The 15,390-nt window shown below is 63.5% G+C and carries 17 protein-coding genes; 13 read left to right on the forward strand and 4 right to left on the reverse strand.

From position 1 onward, the window contains the following. The first annotated feature begins 52 nt into the window (after positions 1-52). From AC1D09_RS06205 to AC1D09_RS06220, 4 genes are all read left to right on the forward strand, one after another. Positions 53-1,360: a Rieske 2Fe-2S domain-containing protein gene (locus AC1D09_RS06205; RefSeq protein WP_477663337.1), complete on the forward strand. Its 1,308-nt coding sequence runs from the start codon at positions 53-55 to the stop codon at positions 1,358-1,360. A 65-nt stretch (positions 1,361-1,425) separates the two neighbouring features. Then, entirely contained in the window at positions 1,426-2,406 is a 981-nt protein-coding gene (locus tag AC1D09_RS06210) for a Bug family tripartite tricarboxylate transporter substrate binding protein (protein WP_477663338.1), read from the forward strand. Positions 2,407-2,555: 149 nt separating this feature from the next. Beyond that, positions 2,556-3,548, forward strand: a complete 993-nt coding sequence (locus AC1D09_RS06215) for a substrate-binding domain-containing protein (RefSeq protein ID WP_477663339.1) — start codon at positions 2,556-2,558, stop codon at positions 3,546-3,548. Positions 3,549-3,601: 53 nt separating this feature from the next. After that, positions 3,602-4,597, forward strand: a complete 996-nt coding sequence (locus tag AC1D09_RS06220) for a DMT family transporter (protein WP_477663340.1) — start codon at positions 3,602-3,604, stop codon at positions 4,595-4,597. Between the two features lie 98 nt (positions 4,598-4,695). Here AC1D09_RS06220 and AC1D09_RS06225 read toward each other — a convergent pair whose 3' ends face one another. Continuing rightward, a complete protein-coding gene (locus tag AC1D09_RS06225) occupies positions 4,696-5,703 on the reverse strand; it encodes a zinc-dependent alcohol dehydrogenase family protein (RefSeq protein WP_477700976.1) in 1,008 nt (335 codons plus the stop codon). 96 nt (positions 5,704-5,799) lie between these two features. Here AC1D09_RS06225 and AC1D09_RS06230 point away from each other — a divergent pair, with 96 nt between their 5' ends. Next, the gene (locus tag AC1D09_RS06230; RefSeq protein WP_477700977.1) at positions 5,800-6,702 is read left to right on the forward strand and encodes a LysR family transcriptional regulator; all 903 of its coding nucleotides are present in this window, start codon (positions 5,800-5,802) and stop codon (positions 6,700-6,702) included. 166 nt (positions 6,703-6,868) lie between these two features. On the opposite strand, the gene AC1D09_RS06235 is transcribed toward AC1D09_RS06230, so the two are convergent. Continuing rightward, positions 6,869-7,486 (reverse strand): TetR/AcrR family transcriptional regulator, encoded by a 618-nt coding sequence (locus tag AC1D09_RS06235; protein ID WP_477663343.1) that lies wholly within the window; start codon positions 7,484-7,486, stop codon positions 6,869-6,871. Between the two features lie 122 nt (positions 7,487-7,608). Here AC1D09_RS06235 and AC1D09_RS06240 point away from each other — a divergent pair, with 122 nt between their 5' ends. The 8 genes from AC1D09_RS06240 to AC1D09_RS06275 are packed head-to-tail and all read left to right on the forward strand — an operon-like array spanning position 7,609 to position 14,713. Then, on the forward strand, positions 7,609-8,907 hold the full coding sequence (locus tag AC1D09_RS06240; RefSeq protein ID WP_477663421.1) for an NAD(P)/FAD-dependent oxidoreductase: 1,299 nt from the start codon (positions 7,609-7,611) through the stop codon (positions 8,905-8,907). After that, complete coding sequence (locus AC1D09_RS06245; protein WP_477663344.1) at positions 8,904-9,722, forward strand: DUF1365 domain-containing protein; 819 nt, start codon at positions 8,904-8,906, stop codon at positions 9,720-9,722. Before AC1D09_RS06240 ends, AC1D09_RS06245 begins: the two co-directional genes overlap by 4 nt. A 40-nt stretch (positions 9,723-9,762) precedes the next feature. Continuing rightward, positions 9,763-11,046: a class I SAM-dependent methyltransferase gene (locus AC1D09_RS06250; protein ID WP_477663345.1), complete on the forward strand. Its 1,284-nt coding sequence runs from the start codon at positions 9,763-9,765 to the stop codon at positions 11,044-11,046. Between the two features lie 5 nt (positions 11,047-11,051). Further along, positions 11,052-11,618 carry a chalcone isomerase family protein gene (locus tag AC1D09_RS06255; RefSeq protein ID WP_477663346.1) on the forward strand — a complete coding sequence of 189 codons (567 nt, stop codon included), beginning with the start codon at positions 11,052-11,054 and terminating at the stop codon, positions 11,616-11,618. Further along, a complete protein-coding gene (locus tag AC1D09_RS06260) occupies positions 11,615-12,922 on the forward strand; it encodes an MFS transporter (RefSeq protein WP_477663347.1) in 1,308 nt (435 codons plus the stop codon). Before AC1D09_RS06255 ends, AC1D09_RS06260 begins: the two co-directional genes overlap by 4 nt. Then, the gene (locus AC1D09_RS06265) at positions 12,919-13,467 is read left to right on the forward strand and encodes a DUF3833 domain-containing protein (RefSeq protein WP_477663348.1); all 549 of its coding nucleotides are present in this window, start codon (positions 12,919-12,921) and stop codon (positions 13,465-13,467) included. The genes AC1D09_RS06260 and AC1D09_RS06265 overlap by 4 nt, the downstream gene beginning before the upstream one ends. Positions 13,468-13,473: 6 nt before the next feature. Then, the gene (locus tag AC1D09_RS06270) at positions 13,474-14,265 is read left to right on the forward strand and encodes an SDR family NAD(P)-dependent oxidoreductase (protein ID WP_477663349.1); all 792 of its coding nucleotides are present in this window, start codon (positions 13,474-13,476) and stop codon (positions 14,263-14,265) included. 7 nt (positions 14,266-14,272) lie between these two features. Continuing rightward, positions 14,273-14,713: a nuclear transport factor 2 family protein gene (locus tag AC1D09_RS06275; protein ID WP_477663350.1), complete on the forward strand. Its 441-nt coding sequence runs from the start codon at positions 14,273-14,275 to the stop codon at positions 14,711-14,713. 9 nt (positions 14,714-14,722) lie between these two features. Here the strand turns inward: AC1D09_RS06275 and AC1D09_RS06280 are convergent, their stop codons facing one another. Together AC1D09_RS06280 and AC1D09_RS06285 are read right to left on the reverse strand one after the other, a co-directional pair. Next, the gene (locus AC1D09_RS06280) at positions 14,723-14,977 is read right to left on the reverse strand and encodes a tyrosine-type recombinase/integrase (protein WP_477663351.1); all 255 of its coding nucleotides are present in this window, start codon (positions 14,975-14,977) and stop codon (positions 14,723-14,725) included. Positions 14,978-15,006: 29 nt separating this feature from the next. After that, positions 15,007-15,336, reverse strand: coding sequence for a phage integrase N-terminal SAM-like domain-containing protein (locus AC1D09_RS06285; RefSeq protein WP_477663352.1), 330 nt, complete (start codon positions 15,334-15,336; stop codon positions 15,007-15,009). Between the last annotated feature and the right edge of the window lie 54 nt (positions 15,337-15,390).

The following is a 15,390-nucleotide window of genomic DNA, read 5'->3' on the forward strand; positions in this document are numbered from 1 at the left end:
CGGCTACCGACCACGGGGCCATTACCGATAAACCGATAAAAGGACATTCGCGATGTTGACCGCCGAAGAAAATGAACTGCTCTGCCGTGTTGAGGGCCAAGCCCCCATGGGCCAGCTGATGCGCCGCCACTGGACGCCGGTCTGCCTGATCGAGGAGGTCAGCGAGCCCGACGGCACGCCCGTCAAGGCGCGCGTGTTCGGTGAAGACCTGGTGGTGTTCCGCGACACCAAGGGCCGTGTCGGCGTGATGGACGAATACTGCCCGCACCGCCGCGTCTCGCTGGTGTTCGGCCGCAATGAGGACTGCGGCCTGCGCTGCCTCTACCACGGCTGGAAGATGGACGTGGAGGGCAATGTGCTGGAGATGGTCTCCGAGCCCGCCGCCAGCGGCATGGCGCAAAAGGTCAAGCACCTGGCCTACCCGGTGAAAGAGTGGGGCGGTTTTGTCTGGGCCTATATGGGCCCCAAGGAAACCCAGCCCGAGTTCGAACCGCCGGCCTGGGCACCCACGGCCGATGCCCGGGTCACCATCGCCAAGGCGCTGATCCCCTGCAACTGGGCGCAAATCCTTGAAGGCGCGATCGATTCGGCCCACAGCTCCAGCCTGCACTCCTCGGACATGGTGCCGGCGCGCGTGGACGGCGCCGAGGCCACCGACACCAACTGGCTGCGCCCCTCCACCGACAAGGCGCCGCGCATGCAGGTGGAGCGCGGCGGCTACGGCTTCCGGTATGCCGCCATCCGCCGCCCCATCAAGAACGCGGCCGCCAACGACTACATACGTTCCACCGTGTTCGTCGCGCCGGCCACCGCGCTGATACCGCCCAACAACCTCTACAACGTCGCCAACATCAACGTGCCCATGGACGACACCAACACGGCCTTTTATTTCATTGCCTGGGGCCACCCTGAGCAGACGCCCGATACCGACACCTGGCGCAGGTTCCTGGGCCAGCAGATCGGCCCCGACCTGGACGCCAGCTATACGCCGCTGCGCAACCGCGCCAACAACTTCTGGCAGGACCGCGAGGCCATGAAGGCCGGCAACTTCACCGGCATCACCGGCTTTCCCAACCAGGACATCGCGATGTGGGTCACCATGGGGCCGATCGCCGACCGCACGCACGAGCGCCTGGGCGCCAGCGACATGGCGGTGGTCGAATTCCGCAAGCAGATGCTCGAGGCCGTGCGCGCTTTCCAGGCCGGCGGGGCTGCCATAGGCACGGGCGCATTGCGCATTCCGTCCAGTGTGGTCGCTTTCCAGGCCATCGTGCCCAAGACCACCGACTGGCGCGCCTACCAGGCCTCTTATGTCTGGGACACACGCGAGCCGGCGCTGGAGCCGTCCTACTCCACCTAGGCCGGCTTTTCCTTATTGGCTTTCCGTCCGCAACGTCAGCAAAAAATTATCAGGAGACAAATCCCATGAAATCCCCACGCCGTTCCCTTTTGCTGGCCAGCGCGATGCTGCTGGCCGGCCTGCTGCCCCAGCTCGCCGGGGCCCAGGGCGCCTACCCCAACCACGCCATCAAGTTTGTCGTGCCCTATGCGGCCGGCGGCCTGCCCGACACGGTGGCGCGCATCTACGCGCAGCGCCTGGGCGACAAACTGGGCCAGGCGGTGGTGGTCGACAACCGGCCCGGCGCCAACGGCGTGGTCGCCGCGCAGGCACTGGCCACGGCCCCCAGGGACGGCTACACCTTTCTGGTGACCGATGGTTCGATGTTCTCCATCAACCCCGCCATCTACAAAAACCTGGGCTATGACTACAAGCGCGACTTCGTGCCGGTCTCGCTCGCGGCGCGCGCGCCGCTGTACATGGCGGTGAATCCCAAGGTGCCGGTCAATAGCTTCCAGGAATTCATCGCGCTGGCCAAGGCCAAGCCCGGCACGCTGAACTACGGCTCCTCCGGCATAGGCAGCACCCACCACCTGACCATGGAAGCCATGAAGGCAGCGCTGGGCCTGCAGATCACGCATGTGCCCTTCAAGGGCACCGGCCAGTCGGTGCCGGCCTTGATAGGCGGCCAGGTCGAGGTGCTGTTCTCGGCGCTGCCCTCGCTGTCCGGCTTTGTGAAGAGCGGGCAGGTCAAGCTGCTGGCCACCAACGCGGCACAGCGCTCCAGCCAGGAGCCCAATGTGCCGGCCATCGCCGAAACCATTCCGGGCTTTGACTTCGCGCCCATCGTCGGCGTGCTGGCCGCCACAGGCACACCGGCCAGCGCCATCGAGCGCATCAGCCACGAGATGGCGCAGATCGCCAGGATGCCGGACGTCATCGCCACGCTCAACAACGCCGGCATAGAGCCCATAGGCAGCAGCCCGGCCGATTACGGCAAAGCCATCCTCGGCGAAAACGAGCGACTGGCCAAGGCTATCGCCGCCTCGGGAATCAAGCCCGAATAGGAGCCGTCCACAAAACCCTCCTGGCGTTGTTGGGCCGCCTTGCCGTGCTGGTGCACTGTCTGCGGCGGCCCGCCTAGCCAGGACCGCTTCGCTGGGTTTTGTGAACGGCTCTGCCTCCATCCACTCTCCCTCAAGGAATACACCCCCACATGTCAAAACTGAAACTGAGCTTCGGCTGCTGGAACTACGACCGCACCCGCGCCCTGATGGACGGGAGCGTGCAGCCCGACGGCATAGACCTGAACTACCTCAACATGCCGGTGGAGGAAACCTTCTTTCGCATGCTGCGGCACCGGGAGTTCGACGCCGCGGAAATGTCGCTCTCCTCGTACACGGTATCCCTGTTCAAGGAGCCGCGGCCTTTTGTGGCGATCCCGGTGTTCCCCTCGCGGTTTTTCCGCCATTCCTGCATTTATGTGAATGCCAACGCCGGCATCCGCGAAGCCAAAGACCTGATAGGCAAGCGCGTCGGCAACCCCGAGTACCAGATGACGGCGCCGGTATGGATACGCGGCATCCTGTCCGACCATTACGGCGTGCCGGTCGACAGCGTGACCTACTTCACCGGCGGTGAGGAAGAACCCGGCCGCCCCGAAAAAATCCAGCTCGACCTGCCGCCCAACATCAAGGTTGAGCGCATAGGTCCCGAGCAGACGCTCGCACAGATGCTGCTCGACGGCGAGATCGACGCGCTCTACACCGCGCGCATGCCCTCGAGCTTCCTCAAGGGCGGCGGCAAGGTGCTGCGCCTGTTCGAGGACTACGAACAGGTCGAGCGCAACTACTTCAAAGAAACGGGCATCTTCCCCATCATGCACACGGTGGCGATACGCCGCGAGGTCTACGAGGCCAACCGCTGGGTGGCGCGCTCCATGATGAAGGCGCTCGAAGAGTCGCAGCGCCGCACCTATGAAGACCTCTACGAAACCGCGGCCCTCAAGGCCATGCTGCCCTGGCTGACCTCGCACGTCGAGCAGGTCAGGCGTGAGATGGGCGAGGACTTCTGGCCCTACGGCTTCGAGAAAAACCAGGCCACGCTGCAGACCTTTCTGCGCTACTCTTTCGAGCAGGGCTTGTCCAAGCGGCTGCTCAAGCCCGAAGAGCTGTTCGCACCCGAATCGCTGGAGGCCTTCAAGATCTAGGCGTGTTTGCAAGGCGCGCGCTTTTTCCGCAAAAGACCACAAGATGAGGCTGGATGTCTGACACCTACCTGGGCTACTTGGGCTACTTGGGCTACATCCTGGCCGGCGCCGCCTTGCTGCTCTTCACCGCGTCCATCCTGCTCACCAAGCTGGCTTCCCACAGGCTGGATCTCGGCCTGGGCTTTCTGGTCGCCACCACCGCCAACGTCGTTTTCTCCGCCCTGGCCTTTGCGGTGCAGATGGGCTTGCGCGGCGACGCGCTGCTGTGGAACGCCCAGGCCTTCTGGCTGTTCGCCGCGGCGGGCGCCTTCGCCACCTACTTGGGGCGTTTCTTTTTTTATGAGTCCGTCGTGCGCTTCGGCCCGGCCAAGGCCAGCATCTTCCAGATCAGCAGCCCGCTGTTCACCGCCCTGATGGCCTGGCTGCTGCTGGGCGAGCGCCTGAGCGTGCTGGCGGCGCTGGGCATGCTGATGACCATCGCCGGCCTGATGCTGGTGAGCTACAAGCCCGGTTTCTTCTCGCGCCGCAATGCGGTGGTCGTGATGCCGCCCGACGGCGGCCCCGCGCCTGCGGCCCTCAAGTCCAGCGTGATGCAGCGGACGATGGGGCGCGTGATGCAGTCGGTGTTTCTGCTGGGCGTGGGCAGCTCCATGGCCTATGCCATCGGCAATGTGCTCAGGGGCTCGGCCGTGCGCGGCTGGAACGAACCCGTGCTGGGCGCGCTGGTCGGGGCGCTCAGCGGCCTGGCGCTGCATCTGCTGTTCAGCACCGGCAAGCGCGAGATCATGCAGCGCCTGCGCACGGCCGATCGCGGCGGCCTGGCGCTGTTCGCACTGATAGGCGTCTCGACGATTTCCGCGCAGATCTGCGTCATAGGCGCCATGCGCTACATACCGCTGTCCGTCGCCACGCTGGTGACGCTGTGCACGCCCATCCTGGTGTTTCCGCTCAGCCACCTGCTGTTCAAGAACCAGGACAGGATCACGGCGGTCACGCTGGCCGGCAGCGGGCTGACACTGCTCGGCATCGCCATCATCGTGATGCGGTAACAGGCCCTAAGTCGCCGACCCACTGCCCCCGATTTTTAGAACAATCGGGATAAATTCTGGTGGCAAGGTCGCAAATTGGCTTGCCTGAACGAAATGTCTCAGAAAGACAAAATGACCTTGCCAAAGTGTTTTCCCGAATGAAGGCGCTGAAGCGCCTCCGCGGCATTTGTCCAGTGGGTGACGGAATCAATCATCGGTTTTGTCTTCGTCGATGCCATCGCTTGGACCAGTTCTTGCAGCATTCGGCGTGAACCGACCGGAATTCCCCGAACGGTCGCCTGCTTGCGGAAAATATCCAGGGGATTGATCCCCCCATCGACGCCGCCCAGATAGCCGATCACGTTAACTTGGCCTCCTGGGCGAATCGATTTCAGTGAATGTTCGAAGCTTTGGGGGCCGCCGACCTCGAGAACGTGATCGACACCCCGGCCGTTCGTCAGTTTGAGAACCTCAACTGACCAGTTGGGATATCTCTTGTAATTTACTTTCCCCAATATGCCCGGCGTGGTCAGTTTCTCCAACTTCTCATCGCTGCCGGAAGTAATCACAACCTGAGCACCCGCCATCGCGGCTAATTGCATGGCAAACAAGGACACCCCGCCGGTTCCCTGCACCAGTACCACCTCGCCCGGCTTTACGCCTCCAGAAGTGACAAGGGCATTCCACGCCGTGGATGCAGCGCAAGGAAGGCTTGCCGCCTCGATGTCGCTAATTTCCGGTGGCACGACCACAAGCCTGTCTTCGCTTGTCAGAAACTGCTCGCTCAAAACACCGTCTGAGGGGCCGCCCAGCGGCGCTCCCGCGACACTCGCATCAAAGGAACCGTCGTGCCACCTTTCCCAAAATGCCACAACGGCCCGGTCGCCCTTTTTCACGCGCGTGACGTCCTTCCCTGCCTCGATCACTTCCCCCAAGCAGTCCGACATCGGCACGAGCGGAAACTTGAAGGGTGTGTGATAGGAGCCGAGCACTATTTCAACGTCGCGGTAATTCAGTCCGACCGCCCTGACACGCAAAAGAACTTGCCGAGGCCCTGGCAGGGGGGCTTCCTGGCTGATCAACTTCAGTCCGTCAAAGCCATTCTTTTCGATCACTATGGATTTCATGCTTTCTCCTGTTGGTTTTGTCCAGGCGATGCACTATCCTTCAGTGATTGACATTAATCAAATTCATTATTTTGATAATTTTCATTCCAAAGGTGCATGATGCTTGCCGAGTTAAAGGCCTTTGTTCTTCTTGCTGAAACCGGCTCAATTCAAGCGGTCGCAAATCGCATTCCGTTGACGCAGCCAGCTGTCACGCGGCAATTGCAGCGCCTGGAAGAAGTACTCGGCACCACGCTGCTGGATCGTCGCGCAAAACCGGCGCGTCTAACCTCCGCTGGTCTGGCCGTGTTGGGGCACGCCAGAAAGGTTCTTGCCGCGTTTGAGGAGCTGAAGAACGCTGCCGCTGTTGATGCAAGCCCCGCCGGGGATTTCAGGGTTGGAATAGCGCATGCCCTGGCGGAATCCGGCGTGGTAAACAGCCTTCAATATCTGAAGCAGAATTTTCCGGACCTGAACCTGCGATTGACTGCGGGATGGACAAACGAACTCATTCCAAAAGTGGACAAAGGCGAGCTGGACGCCGCCCTTGTCATGGTGGCGGGAGCGAGAGACGGCTTGGCCATGTTGCCCGGCCCAGTATTGGCGTGCGACGACCTTATCTTTCTTGCCTCGCGCAACCTGGCTCTGCCAAGAACGCCCTCCCTTGGCGAGCTAAATAGATTCGGCTGGATTCTCACACCGGATACCCTGTGCGGGTCGCGCGCCTCTTTGCGTGGCGCAGTAGAGAAGAATGGCTCGCAATTTCGTATCTCGGCGGAGGTCCACGACATGGCCCTGCAGGCATCGCTTATCGAAAGAGGCCTGGGTATCGGAATGCTTCCTAAACGCAAGGCAACAAGTTTGAAGCGGTCCGGGTTACGCGCCATCAGCGTGCGCGGCCTGGATTTACAGATGCAGATCGCACTCGTCAGGGCGCCATACCTGGGAAGACTTCAAGCTGTGGTGGACGGCCTGCAAGAAAGCCTGGCGGTTGAATTTCGTCGAAATCAGAGCCGTTAGAGCGCTCATTCCGCTGACCCCGTAAGTGCGCCCCTCCTGGGCGCCAGATATGCGACAAGACGCCTGCAGATCTCTTCAACGGCATCGAGAGATGGCCCGCGCTGGCCATAACACTTTTCGGTGACCCGCTTGCTGATCTTGCGATCCGGCACGCGTGACGGTGCCCTTACCTGGTTTCAAGACCCTCAAAGCAGGTGCTAAGTACGAAAGCGATGATCTGATCGTTGGTGTAGAGCTCGCCCATTTTCAGGAACTCCAGAACCGGATCGCAGGCGCGAGCGTATAGCGTGTACAGCACGACGACGGGCGGGAGCTTGGGGTTCAGGGCGCCTTGGGCCTGGGCCGCCTCAATCCAGGCGCCCAGGCGGTCGCTCACGTCCATGAGCCCGTCCATATAGTCCTTGTTGGCCATCAGCGCGGTGCGCAGGCTGGAGTTCTGGCTGGGCAGCGAAGGCATTTCACCCGCCAGCTTCAGGTCCATGGTCCACGCCACGACTCTGCGCAGCTTGTCCACGGCGGACAGCTCAGTGGGCAATGTGTCCAGAAAGGCCTGCGCCCGGCGCATGACCGACACCATGGCCGCCGCCGCCAGGTCTTCCTTGCTGGGGAAGTGCTTGTAGAGGCTGGCCTTGGCAATGCCCACGTCGGCGGCCACTTCGTCCACCGTCATGGATTCAAAGCCTTTTTCAGCCAGCAAACGGTTTACCGACTGGATGATGGCGTCTTCACGCGCCAGCAGCATTTGCGCCTTGAAGGAGGCCTTAGGGGGGAGGGTGCTCGTCATGGCTTGATTTTAGCCAGTTTGGTTTGAAAAAAGAATTGTGAGGAAATATTAATACTGAATGGTATTAATAAATACCATGTAGTATATAATTGACCTGAGCAATTCAAGGAGTGCCGGTGTCGATCAAAGTAGCCATCGTGGGTTCGGGTATTTCAGGCCTGGCGGCCGCCCATGCCCTCAGGGGCAAGGCGGACATCACGCTGCTGGAGGCGGGCGCCTGGTTTGGCGGGCACACCCACACCGTTGACGTGACGCTTCCCACGCCGCGCGGTGAGGTCACCCACGGGGTGGACACGGGGTTTCTTGTCCTTAACGAGCGGACCTACCCGCAACTGATCGGTCTGCTGGCGGAACTGAACGTGGCGACCGTCAAGTCAGAGATGTCGTTTTCGGTGCGGGCCCAGGATGCCGCCAGCGGCCATGTCCTGGAGTGGAGCGGCTCCAGCCTGAACACCGTGTTTGCGCAACGCGCCAACCTGCTGAACCCGCGCTTTTGGGGCATGCTGCGCGACCTGCTGCGCTTCAACACCCTGACCACCCGCATGGCTCAAGACGCAAGCGACGTGCAACTGCGCCAGCCGTTGGGCGCGTTTCTGGACGAGCACGGCTTCAGCACCGCGTTTCGCGACTGGTATTTCCTGCCCATGATGGCCTGCATCTGGAGCTGTCCCACCGCGCAGATGCTGCAGTTCCCGGTCGCTACCATGGTGCGCTTTTGCCACAACCACGGCCTGCTGCAAATCACCAACCGCCCGCAGTGGTGGACCGTGCAGGGCGGCGCCCGGCACTATGTCGAAAAAATCACCGCTGGCATTGCGGACAAGCGGCTGAACACCCCGGTGCGCCGTATCGAGCACCTGGACGGCACCCCGGACGGCAGAGGCGGCGTGCGCATCCACACCGATGCTGGCGTCGAGCTGTTTGACAAGGTCATCATCGCCACCCATTCCGACCAGGCACTGCACATGCTGGCCGCGCCAACGGTGCGGGAGCGTGAAACGCTGGGCGCCATCCACTACCAGTCCAACAAGGCTGTGCTGCACACGGATGCCTCCGTCTTGCCGGCATGCAGGGCGGCATGGGCGGCCTGGAACTATGAGCGCTCGGCGCTGCCCCGGCAGGAGGGCGCGCGCGTGTGCCTGCACTACCTGCTCAACCGTTTGCAGCCCCTGCCTTGGGAGCAGCCGGTGATCGTGTCCCTGAACCCGGTGCGCCCCATCGCACAGGACCGCATCATCGGCGAGTACGACTATGCCCATCCGGTGTTTGACCCGGTCGCCGTGGCTGCACAGCACTGCATGCCGGCATTGCAGGGAAAACACCATCGCTACTTTGCGGGCGCCTGGATGGGCTACGGCTTTCATGAAGACGGCCTCAAGGCCGGGCTGGCTGCCGCGGCGCAGCTGTTGGCGGACGCATGAGCCAGCCCGTGCCGCTCATCGGTTTTGGCCAGGTGCGCCACAGCCGCCTGCGCCCGCGGCGCCACGCATTTGTTTACCCCACCTACTTCCTGATGCTGCCGCTGCGCAGCCTGCACAGGCAGGCGCCCCAGCCCGGCCAGTGGGACATCAACCGCGGGGGCCCGCTGAGCTTTTTCGAGACCGACCACGGCGACGGGCGCGCGCCGGAGCAGGGCGGCGCCATCGCGTGGCTGGACGAAGTTCTCAAGCGCGAGGGCATTCATGACGCGACCGGCGAGGCCTGGCTGCACACTTATCCGCGCGTGCTGGGCTACACCTTCAAGCCGGTGAGCTTCTGGTATTGCCACCGCGCGGCGGGCGACCAGGACGGCAGCCTGCGCGCCATCGTGGTGGAAGTCAACAACACGTTTGGCGAGCGGCATTGCTATGTGCTGGACGCGCCCCGCTACGGCGTGGAGCAGCGTGCGGACAAGGTATTTCATGTCTCGCCCTTCAACCCCGTGCAGGGCCACTACCGTTTTCGCTTCATGCGCAGCGAACAAGGGGAACACGGTGAGCAGGCGCGCACGGTGGCCCGCGTGGATTTTTACGACGACGCCGACGACGTTTTCGCCGACGCCGCCGTGCTGCAAACCAGTGTGAGCGGCACGCTGCGGCCCATCACGCCGGCCGTCCTGCGCAGTGCCGTGTGGCGCTATCCCGCGATGACCCTGGGTGTGGTGCTGCACATCCATGTCCAGGCGCTGCGCCTGTGGCTGAAAAAAGTGCCTTTCTTTCGAAAACCCCCGCCGCCGCAAACCTTTGTCTCGCGCTAGATGCCCAGCGCGGGAGATATGCCCCATTGAGGAGTCCGACATGAACGCCGTTACCCGCACCGCCCAAGGCCTCGCGTTTCCAGAGAATGCGCCGGCTGCCGCCCGAAGCGCGCTGCGCCTGCTGCAAAACCTGCGCCACGGCGCGCTGACCTTGCACCTGCCCGACGGCTCGCAGCGCCGCTTTGGTGAGCACCCGCAGCAGCATGACATGCACATGCCTGGGCACCCCAGTGCCAGCATCACGCTGCACAACTGGAAGGTGTTCGGTGCCGCGCTCAAGTCCGGCGACATCGGCTTTGCCGAGAGCTACATCGCCGGCGACTGGAGCACGCCCAACCTGACCGAACTGCTCAAGCTGTTCTCCGCCAATCGCCGGGAGATCGATGCCATGATCTTCGGCACATGGTTCGGGCGGCTGCTGTACCGCGCCCGACACCTGCTGCACCACAACAGCCGCGCCAACAGCCGCAAGAACATCCACGCCCACTACGACCTGGGCAACGCGTTTTACCGGCTGTGGCTGGATGAGACCATGAACTACTCCGGCGCCTGGTTCGACGGCGACCTGTCCCGCCCCTTGCCCGAGGCGCAAAACGCCAAGGTGCGCCGCGCGCTCGACGTGGCCGGCGTGAAGCCCGGCGACCGTGTGCTGGAAATCGGCTGCGGCTGGGGCGCGCTGGCCGAGCAAGCCGCCATTGAACGGGGCGCGACCGTGGTGGGCGTGACACTGAGCACGGAGCAGCTGGCCTATGCCGACGAGCGCATGCGGCGCCTGGGCGTGAGCACCGGCGCGGGCGGGCGCGCCGATCTGCGCCTGCAGGACTACCGCGACATCCCGGACGCGCCGTTTGACGCGATCTGCTCCATCGAGATGGTGGAGGCCGTGGGGCAAGCCTATTGGCCCACGTACTTTGCCGCCGTGAGCCGCCTGCTCAAACCCGGCGCGCGGGCCTGCGTGCAAAGCATCGTCATCAACGACGCGCTGTTCGACCGTTATGTGAGGTCGACCGACTTCATCCAGCAGTACATCTTCCCCGGCGGCTGCCTGCCCTGCCCGCGGGAGTTTCGCCGCCAGGCCCGGGCCGCGGGGCTGGAAGTGGTGGACGAGTTCGCGTTCGGCGCGGACTACGCCGAGACCCTGCGCCGCTGGCGCGATGCCTTCACGGCGCGCGGGGCCGAGGTGGCGGCGCTCGGCTTTGACGAGCGCTTCATGCGGATCTGGGCGTTTTACCTGGCCTACTGCGAGGCCGCCTTTGACACCGGTGACATCAACCTGATGCAGTTCACCTTGCGCAAGCCCGCCGCGCTTTCGCCTCCGGCATGACTGGCATGAAAAACGCGGCTGCCTGCGCGGTATTGGCGGTGGCCGGCTGCCTGCCTGGCGTGTCCGCCCAGGCCTTGCCGCAGGAACTGCGACCCAGCCTGCCCTCGGCCAGCCTGTCCGGCCAGGCCAGGTTCAGGTTCTGGGGCTTTGAGGTCTACCAGGCCACCCTCTGGGTCGCCCCCGGGTTTGCCGGGTCGGGTTATGAGCAAAGTCCGTTTGCGTTGGAGCTGGCCTACCTGCGTGACTTCAAGGGTGCGGACATCGCCAAACGGTCCATTGCCGAGATGCGCCGCCAGGCGAGCATCACCTCGGCGCAGGAAACCGCCTGGGAAAACCAGATGCGTGCGCTGTTTCCCGATGTCAGCGCCGGCGATCGCATCACCGGTTTGAACCAGCCCGCCACGGGCGCGGTGTTCTGGATCAATGGCCGCCTGATCGGTGAAGTGCGCGACCCGCTGTTTGCCAAACTCTTCTTCGGCATCTGGCTGTCACCGCAAACCTCCGAGCCGCAGTTGCGCCGCGCGCTGCTGGCGCAGGAAAAATCACCGGCCCCGGCGGGCGCCGCACCATGAATCTCCGCACGGCAGTCCAAACCGAAACGACACCCCAGGCCTGGAGTGTGGGTGACGGCGTGCGCTACGGCCTGCTGGGTCTGCCCCTGGCGTTTTGCGCTCTGCCCCTTTATGTCTTGATGCCCAATCTGTATGCGCGCCATTGGGGGGTGTCGCTGGCGGCTTTGGGCGCCGTGCTGCTGGGCGCGCGCCTGCTCGATGCGGTCATTGATCCGCTGCTGGGCCGTTTATGCGATCGCTTGTATGCCGCCTCGCTGCGCGCGGTGCTGGCAATGGGCGCGGTGGCGGCCGCCGTGCTGGCCGTGGGATTTTCTTTTTTATTTGTGCCGCTGGTGAGTGAACCCGGGGTCTTGCTTTGGTGGGCAGGGTTCTGGCTGGTGGTGACCTATGCGGCCTACAGCGCCTTGTCGGTCGCGCATCAGTCCTGGGGCGCCATGCTCGGCGGTGACGCGCTCTACCGCAGCCGCGTGGTGGCCTGGCGCGAAGGCCTGGGCCTGGTCGGGGTGTTGCTCGCGTCGGTCACTCCCGCGCTTCTGGGCCTGCCCGCCATGCTGGCCCTGCTGTTCTTCGGCCTGGCAGGGGGCTGGTGGGCCTGGCGCGCAGCGCCTCAGCCAGCGCGGCATCGCCATGCGACCATGACCGCGGCACCCCACACGCTCTGGCACCCGTGGCGCAACCCCGGCTTTCGCCGGCTCCTGGGCGTCTACCTGCTCAACGGCATTGCCAGCGCCATCCCGGCGACGCTGGTGCTGTTCTTCCTGCAGGACCGCCTGCAGGCCAGCGGGGCCATGCAGTCCGCCGCGCTGGCGGTGTACTTTGTGTGCGGCGCGCTGTCCATGCCGCTGTGGCTGCGCGGGGTCAAGCGCTGGGGGCTGGTGCACAGCTGGCGCTTCGGCATGCTGCTGTCCATTGCCGTTTTCCTGGGCGCGAGCCAGCTGGGCGCGGGCGATGCGCCCTGGTTTTTGCTGGTGTGCACCTTGTCGGGCGCGGCTTTGGGCAGCGACCTGGTCCTTCCCGGCGCACTGCTGGCAGGTGTCATCGCCAGGGCCGGTGACCGCGGCCGCGCTGAAGGCGCTTACTTTGGCTGGTGGAACTTCGCCACCAAACTGAACCTGGCGCTGGCCGCCGGCCTGGCCCTGCCTTTGCTGGGCTGGCTGGGTTATGTGCCCGGTGTGCGGGATGCCAATGCGTCCGCCTTGCTCACCGCCGCCTACTGCCTCCTGCCCTGCGCGCTCAAGGCTCTTGCGGCCGGCGCGCTCCATTTTTTCATCCTCCCGCCGACGGCCCAGCCGCAAACCCCATGACACAACGCAGCTTCTTCCACCGCCCACTTCTTCTTGCCGCCCTGGTGTGCGCCGCCTTGCTGGGCGCATGCAGCACGCCGCAAGTCCAGGACTACGCCAAAGAAACCCCGGTGCTGGAACTGCGCGACTACTTCAATGGAACGCTCGACGCTTACGGCATCTTCACCGACCGTTCGGGCAAGGTCGTCAAGCGCTTTACCGTGGTGATGACCTGCACCTGGAAGGGCGATGCCGGCGTGCTCGACGAAGCCTTCAGCTATTCGGACGGCACCACCCAGCGGCGCATCTGGCGCCTGACGCGCCACGCCGACGGCCGCTACAGCGGCCAGGCGGACGACGTGGTGGGCACGGCCGAGGGCCGGCAAAGCGGCAACGCTTTCAACTGGGCCTACACCCTGGCCTTGCCGGTGGACGGCCGGGTCATCAACGTGCAGTTTGATGACTGGATGTACCTCATGAACGACAAAGTCATGCTCAACAAAGCCGCCATGCGCAAATGGGGCGTGGGGCTGGGCGAGGTGACGCTCTCCTTTATCAAACGATAGGACACCATGGCACTGAACTCCCGCATGCAGGACTGGCGCGGCCGTACGGTCTGGCTGGTGGGCGCCTCCACCGGCATAGGCCGCGCCACCGCGTCGGCGCTGCACGCCCAAGGCGCGAAGGTTGTGGTGTCGGCCCGCAACAGCGAAGCGCTCAGCGCCTTCGTCGATGCGCACGCCGGCGCCATGTCCCTGCCGCTGGACGTGACGGACGCGCGCGCCGTCAAGGCCGCGGCAGCAGACCTGGCCGCGCAGGGCGCACTGGATTGCGTGGTGTACTGCGCGGGCCACTACCATGCCATGGACGCCGCCCACATGGACCTGGGCGACCTGCTGCGCCACAACGAAGTGAATTACCTGGGCGCGCTCTACATGCTCGACGCCGTGGTGCCGCAGCTGCTGGCGCGGCCGCCCCGCACGCACACCGGCCAGCGCGGCCACATCAGCCTGATGGGCAGCGTGGCCGGCTATCGCGGCCTGCCCAACAGCCTGGCCTACGGCCCGACCAAGGCCGCTCTCATCAACCTCGCCGAAACCCTGTACCTGGACCTGCATGCACAGGGTGTGGGCGTGTCCATCATCAACCCCGGCTTTGTGAACACGCCGCTAACGCGCCAGAACCAGTTCAAAATGCCCGCCTTGATCACGCCCGAACAGGCGGCACGCGAAATCCTGAAAGGCTGGGCACGCGGAGAATTTGAAATCCACTTCCCCAAACGTTTCACCCGCTGGATGAAGGCCCTGCGGCTTTTGCCTTACCCTGTGTTTTTCGCGGCGACACGCCGCCTCAGACAGGCCTAGAAATTCCATGAACCCCGCCGACTCCGCTGTCGACCGAATCGTCGACGCCTTCCAGACCCTCACGCCCGCCGGCGTGGAAACCTTGAGCGCCCTCTACGCGCCCGATGCGCGCTTCAAGGACCCCTTCAACGACGTGCAGGGCCTGGCCGAAATTCAGCGCATTTTTCGCCACATGTACGTGAGCCTGGAGAGTCCGCGCTTTGTCATCACCGGGCGTATCGTGCAAGGCGAGCAATGCTTCCTGACCTGGGAATTCCACTTTGCCTTCAAGCGGTTCCAGCGGGGAAAGGCCCAGTGCATTCTGGGTGGCTCGCACCTGGTGCTCGATGGCGAAGGCCGCATCACGCTGCACCGGGACTATTGGGATGCGGCTGAAGAACTGTACGAGAAGTTGCCTGTGGTCGGCGGCTTAATGAGATGGTTGAAGCGGCGCGGTGGTTCGTCATAGATGACTGCCTCACCGCAAAGCAGACATTCCTTGCTCACCAGTGATCGAATCCAGCGGACTCATTGTCTGCCTGGCCTCAACCTTCAGCACATGCGTGTAAATCATGGTGGTGCTCACATCAGAGTGGCCCAGCAGTTCCTGCACCGTGCGGATGTCGGTTCCCGCCTGCAGGAGATGGGTGGCGAAGCTGTGGTGCAGCGTGTGCGCCGATACCGGCCTGACGATGCCGGCAAGCTTGAACGCCTGCTTCAGGCTGCGCTGCAATCGCTCTTCATACAGATGATGACGGCGCTCTATGCCACTGCGCGGGTCGGTCGGTTGATGTTGTCGAGCCAGGGCAGATCGACGCCAAGCACCTCCCGGCATAAGAACAGCAACGCGCTCAGGGCCTGGTTGTGTGTGGATGCTGAAACCTTGCGTTCCGTGGCCAACATAGTCAGAAAGTCCTCAATCTCCTTCGCCCCCATGTCGCGCGGATGCTTCAAACCATGCCAGCGGATGAAAAAACGTACCCAGTACACATAGAGCTTCTCGGTGCTGAAGCTATAGTGAAGATAGCGAATCCGCTCCCTGACCTGGTCGAGCAAGCAGGTCGATTGCAGCGCTGGGTTGCCGGGTTTCATGGAAGTATTTATACCTGTATGAAAATACAAAATATTTGCCAAAACCCCAATAAA

Source organism: Polaromonas sp. P1_A2 (assembly GCF_056406895.1).

What these genes read in the sequence shown, in the direction of transcription:
- AC1D09_RS06205 (WP_477663337.1), top strand. Translation starts at nt 53, where the DNA reads ATGTTGACCGCCGAAGAAAATGAACTGCTCTGCCGTGTTGAGGGCCAA.
- AC1D09_RS06210 (WP_477663338.1), top strand. Translation starts at nt 1,426, where the DNA reads ATGAAATCCCCACGCCGTTCCCTTTTGCTGGCCAGCGCGATGCTGCTG.
- AC1D09_RS06215 (WP_477663339.1), top strand. Translation starts at nt 2,556, where the DNA reads ATGTCAAAACTGAAACTGAGCTTCGGCTGCTGGAACTACGACCGCACC.
- AC1D09_RS06220 (WP_477663340.1), top strand. Translation starts at nt 3,602, where the DNA reads ATGTCTGACACCTACCTGGGCTACTTGGGCTACTTGGGCTACATCCTG.
- AC1D09_RS06225 (WP_477700976.1), bottom strand. Translation starts at nt 5,703, where the DNA reads ATGAAATCCATAGTGATCGAAAAGAATGGCTTTGACGGACTGAAGTTG.
- AC1D09_RS06230 (WP_477700977.1), top strand. Translation starts at nt 5,800, where the DNA reads ATGATGCTTGCCGAGTTAAAGGCCTTTGTTCTTCTTGCTGAAACCGGC.
- AC1D09_RS06235 (WP_477663343.1), bottom strand. Translation starts at nt 7,486, where the DNA reads ATGACGAGCACCCTCCCCCCTAAGGCCTCCTTCAAGGCGCAAATGCTG.
- AC1D09_RS06245 (WP_477663344.1), top strand. Translation starts at nt 8,904, where the DNA reads ATGAGCCAGCCCGTGCCGCTCATCGGTTTTGGCCAGGTGCGCCACAGC.
- AC1D09_RS06250 (WP_477663345.1), top strand. Translation starts at nt 9,763, where the DNA reads ATGAACGCCGTTACCCGCACCGCCCAAGGCCTCGCGTTTCCAGAGAAT.
- AC1D09_RS06255 (WP_477663346.1), top strand. Translation starts at nt 11,052, where the DNA reads ATGAAAAACGCGGCTGCCTGCGCGGTATTGGCGGTGGCCGGCTGCCTG.
- AC1D09_RS06260 (WP_477663347.1), top strand. Translation starts at nt 11,615, where the DNA reads ATGAATCTCCGCACGGCAGTCCAAACCGAAACGACACCCCAGGCCTGG.
- AC1D09_RS06265 (WP_477663348.1), top strand. Translation starts at nt 12,919, where the DNA reads ATGACACAACGCAGCTTCTTCCACCGCCCACTTCTTCTTGCCGCCCTG.
- AC1D09_RS06270 (WP_477663349.1), top strand. Translation starts at nt 13,474, where the DNA reads ATGGCACTGAACTCCCGCATGCAGGACTGGCGCGGCCGTACGGTCTGG.
- AC1D09_RS06275 (WP_477663350.1), top strand. Translation starts at nt 14,273, where the DNA reads ATGAACCCCGCCGACTCCGCTGTCGACCGAATCGTCGACGCCTTCCAG.
- AC1D09_RS06285 (WP_477663352.1), bottom strand. Translation starts at nt 15,336, where the DNA reads ATGAAACCCGGCAACCCAGCGCTGCAATCGACCTGCTTGCTCGACCAG.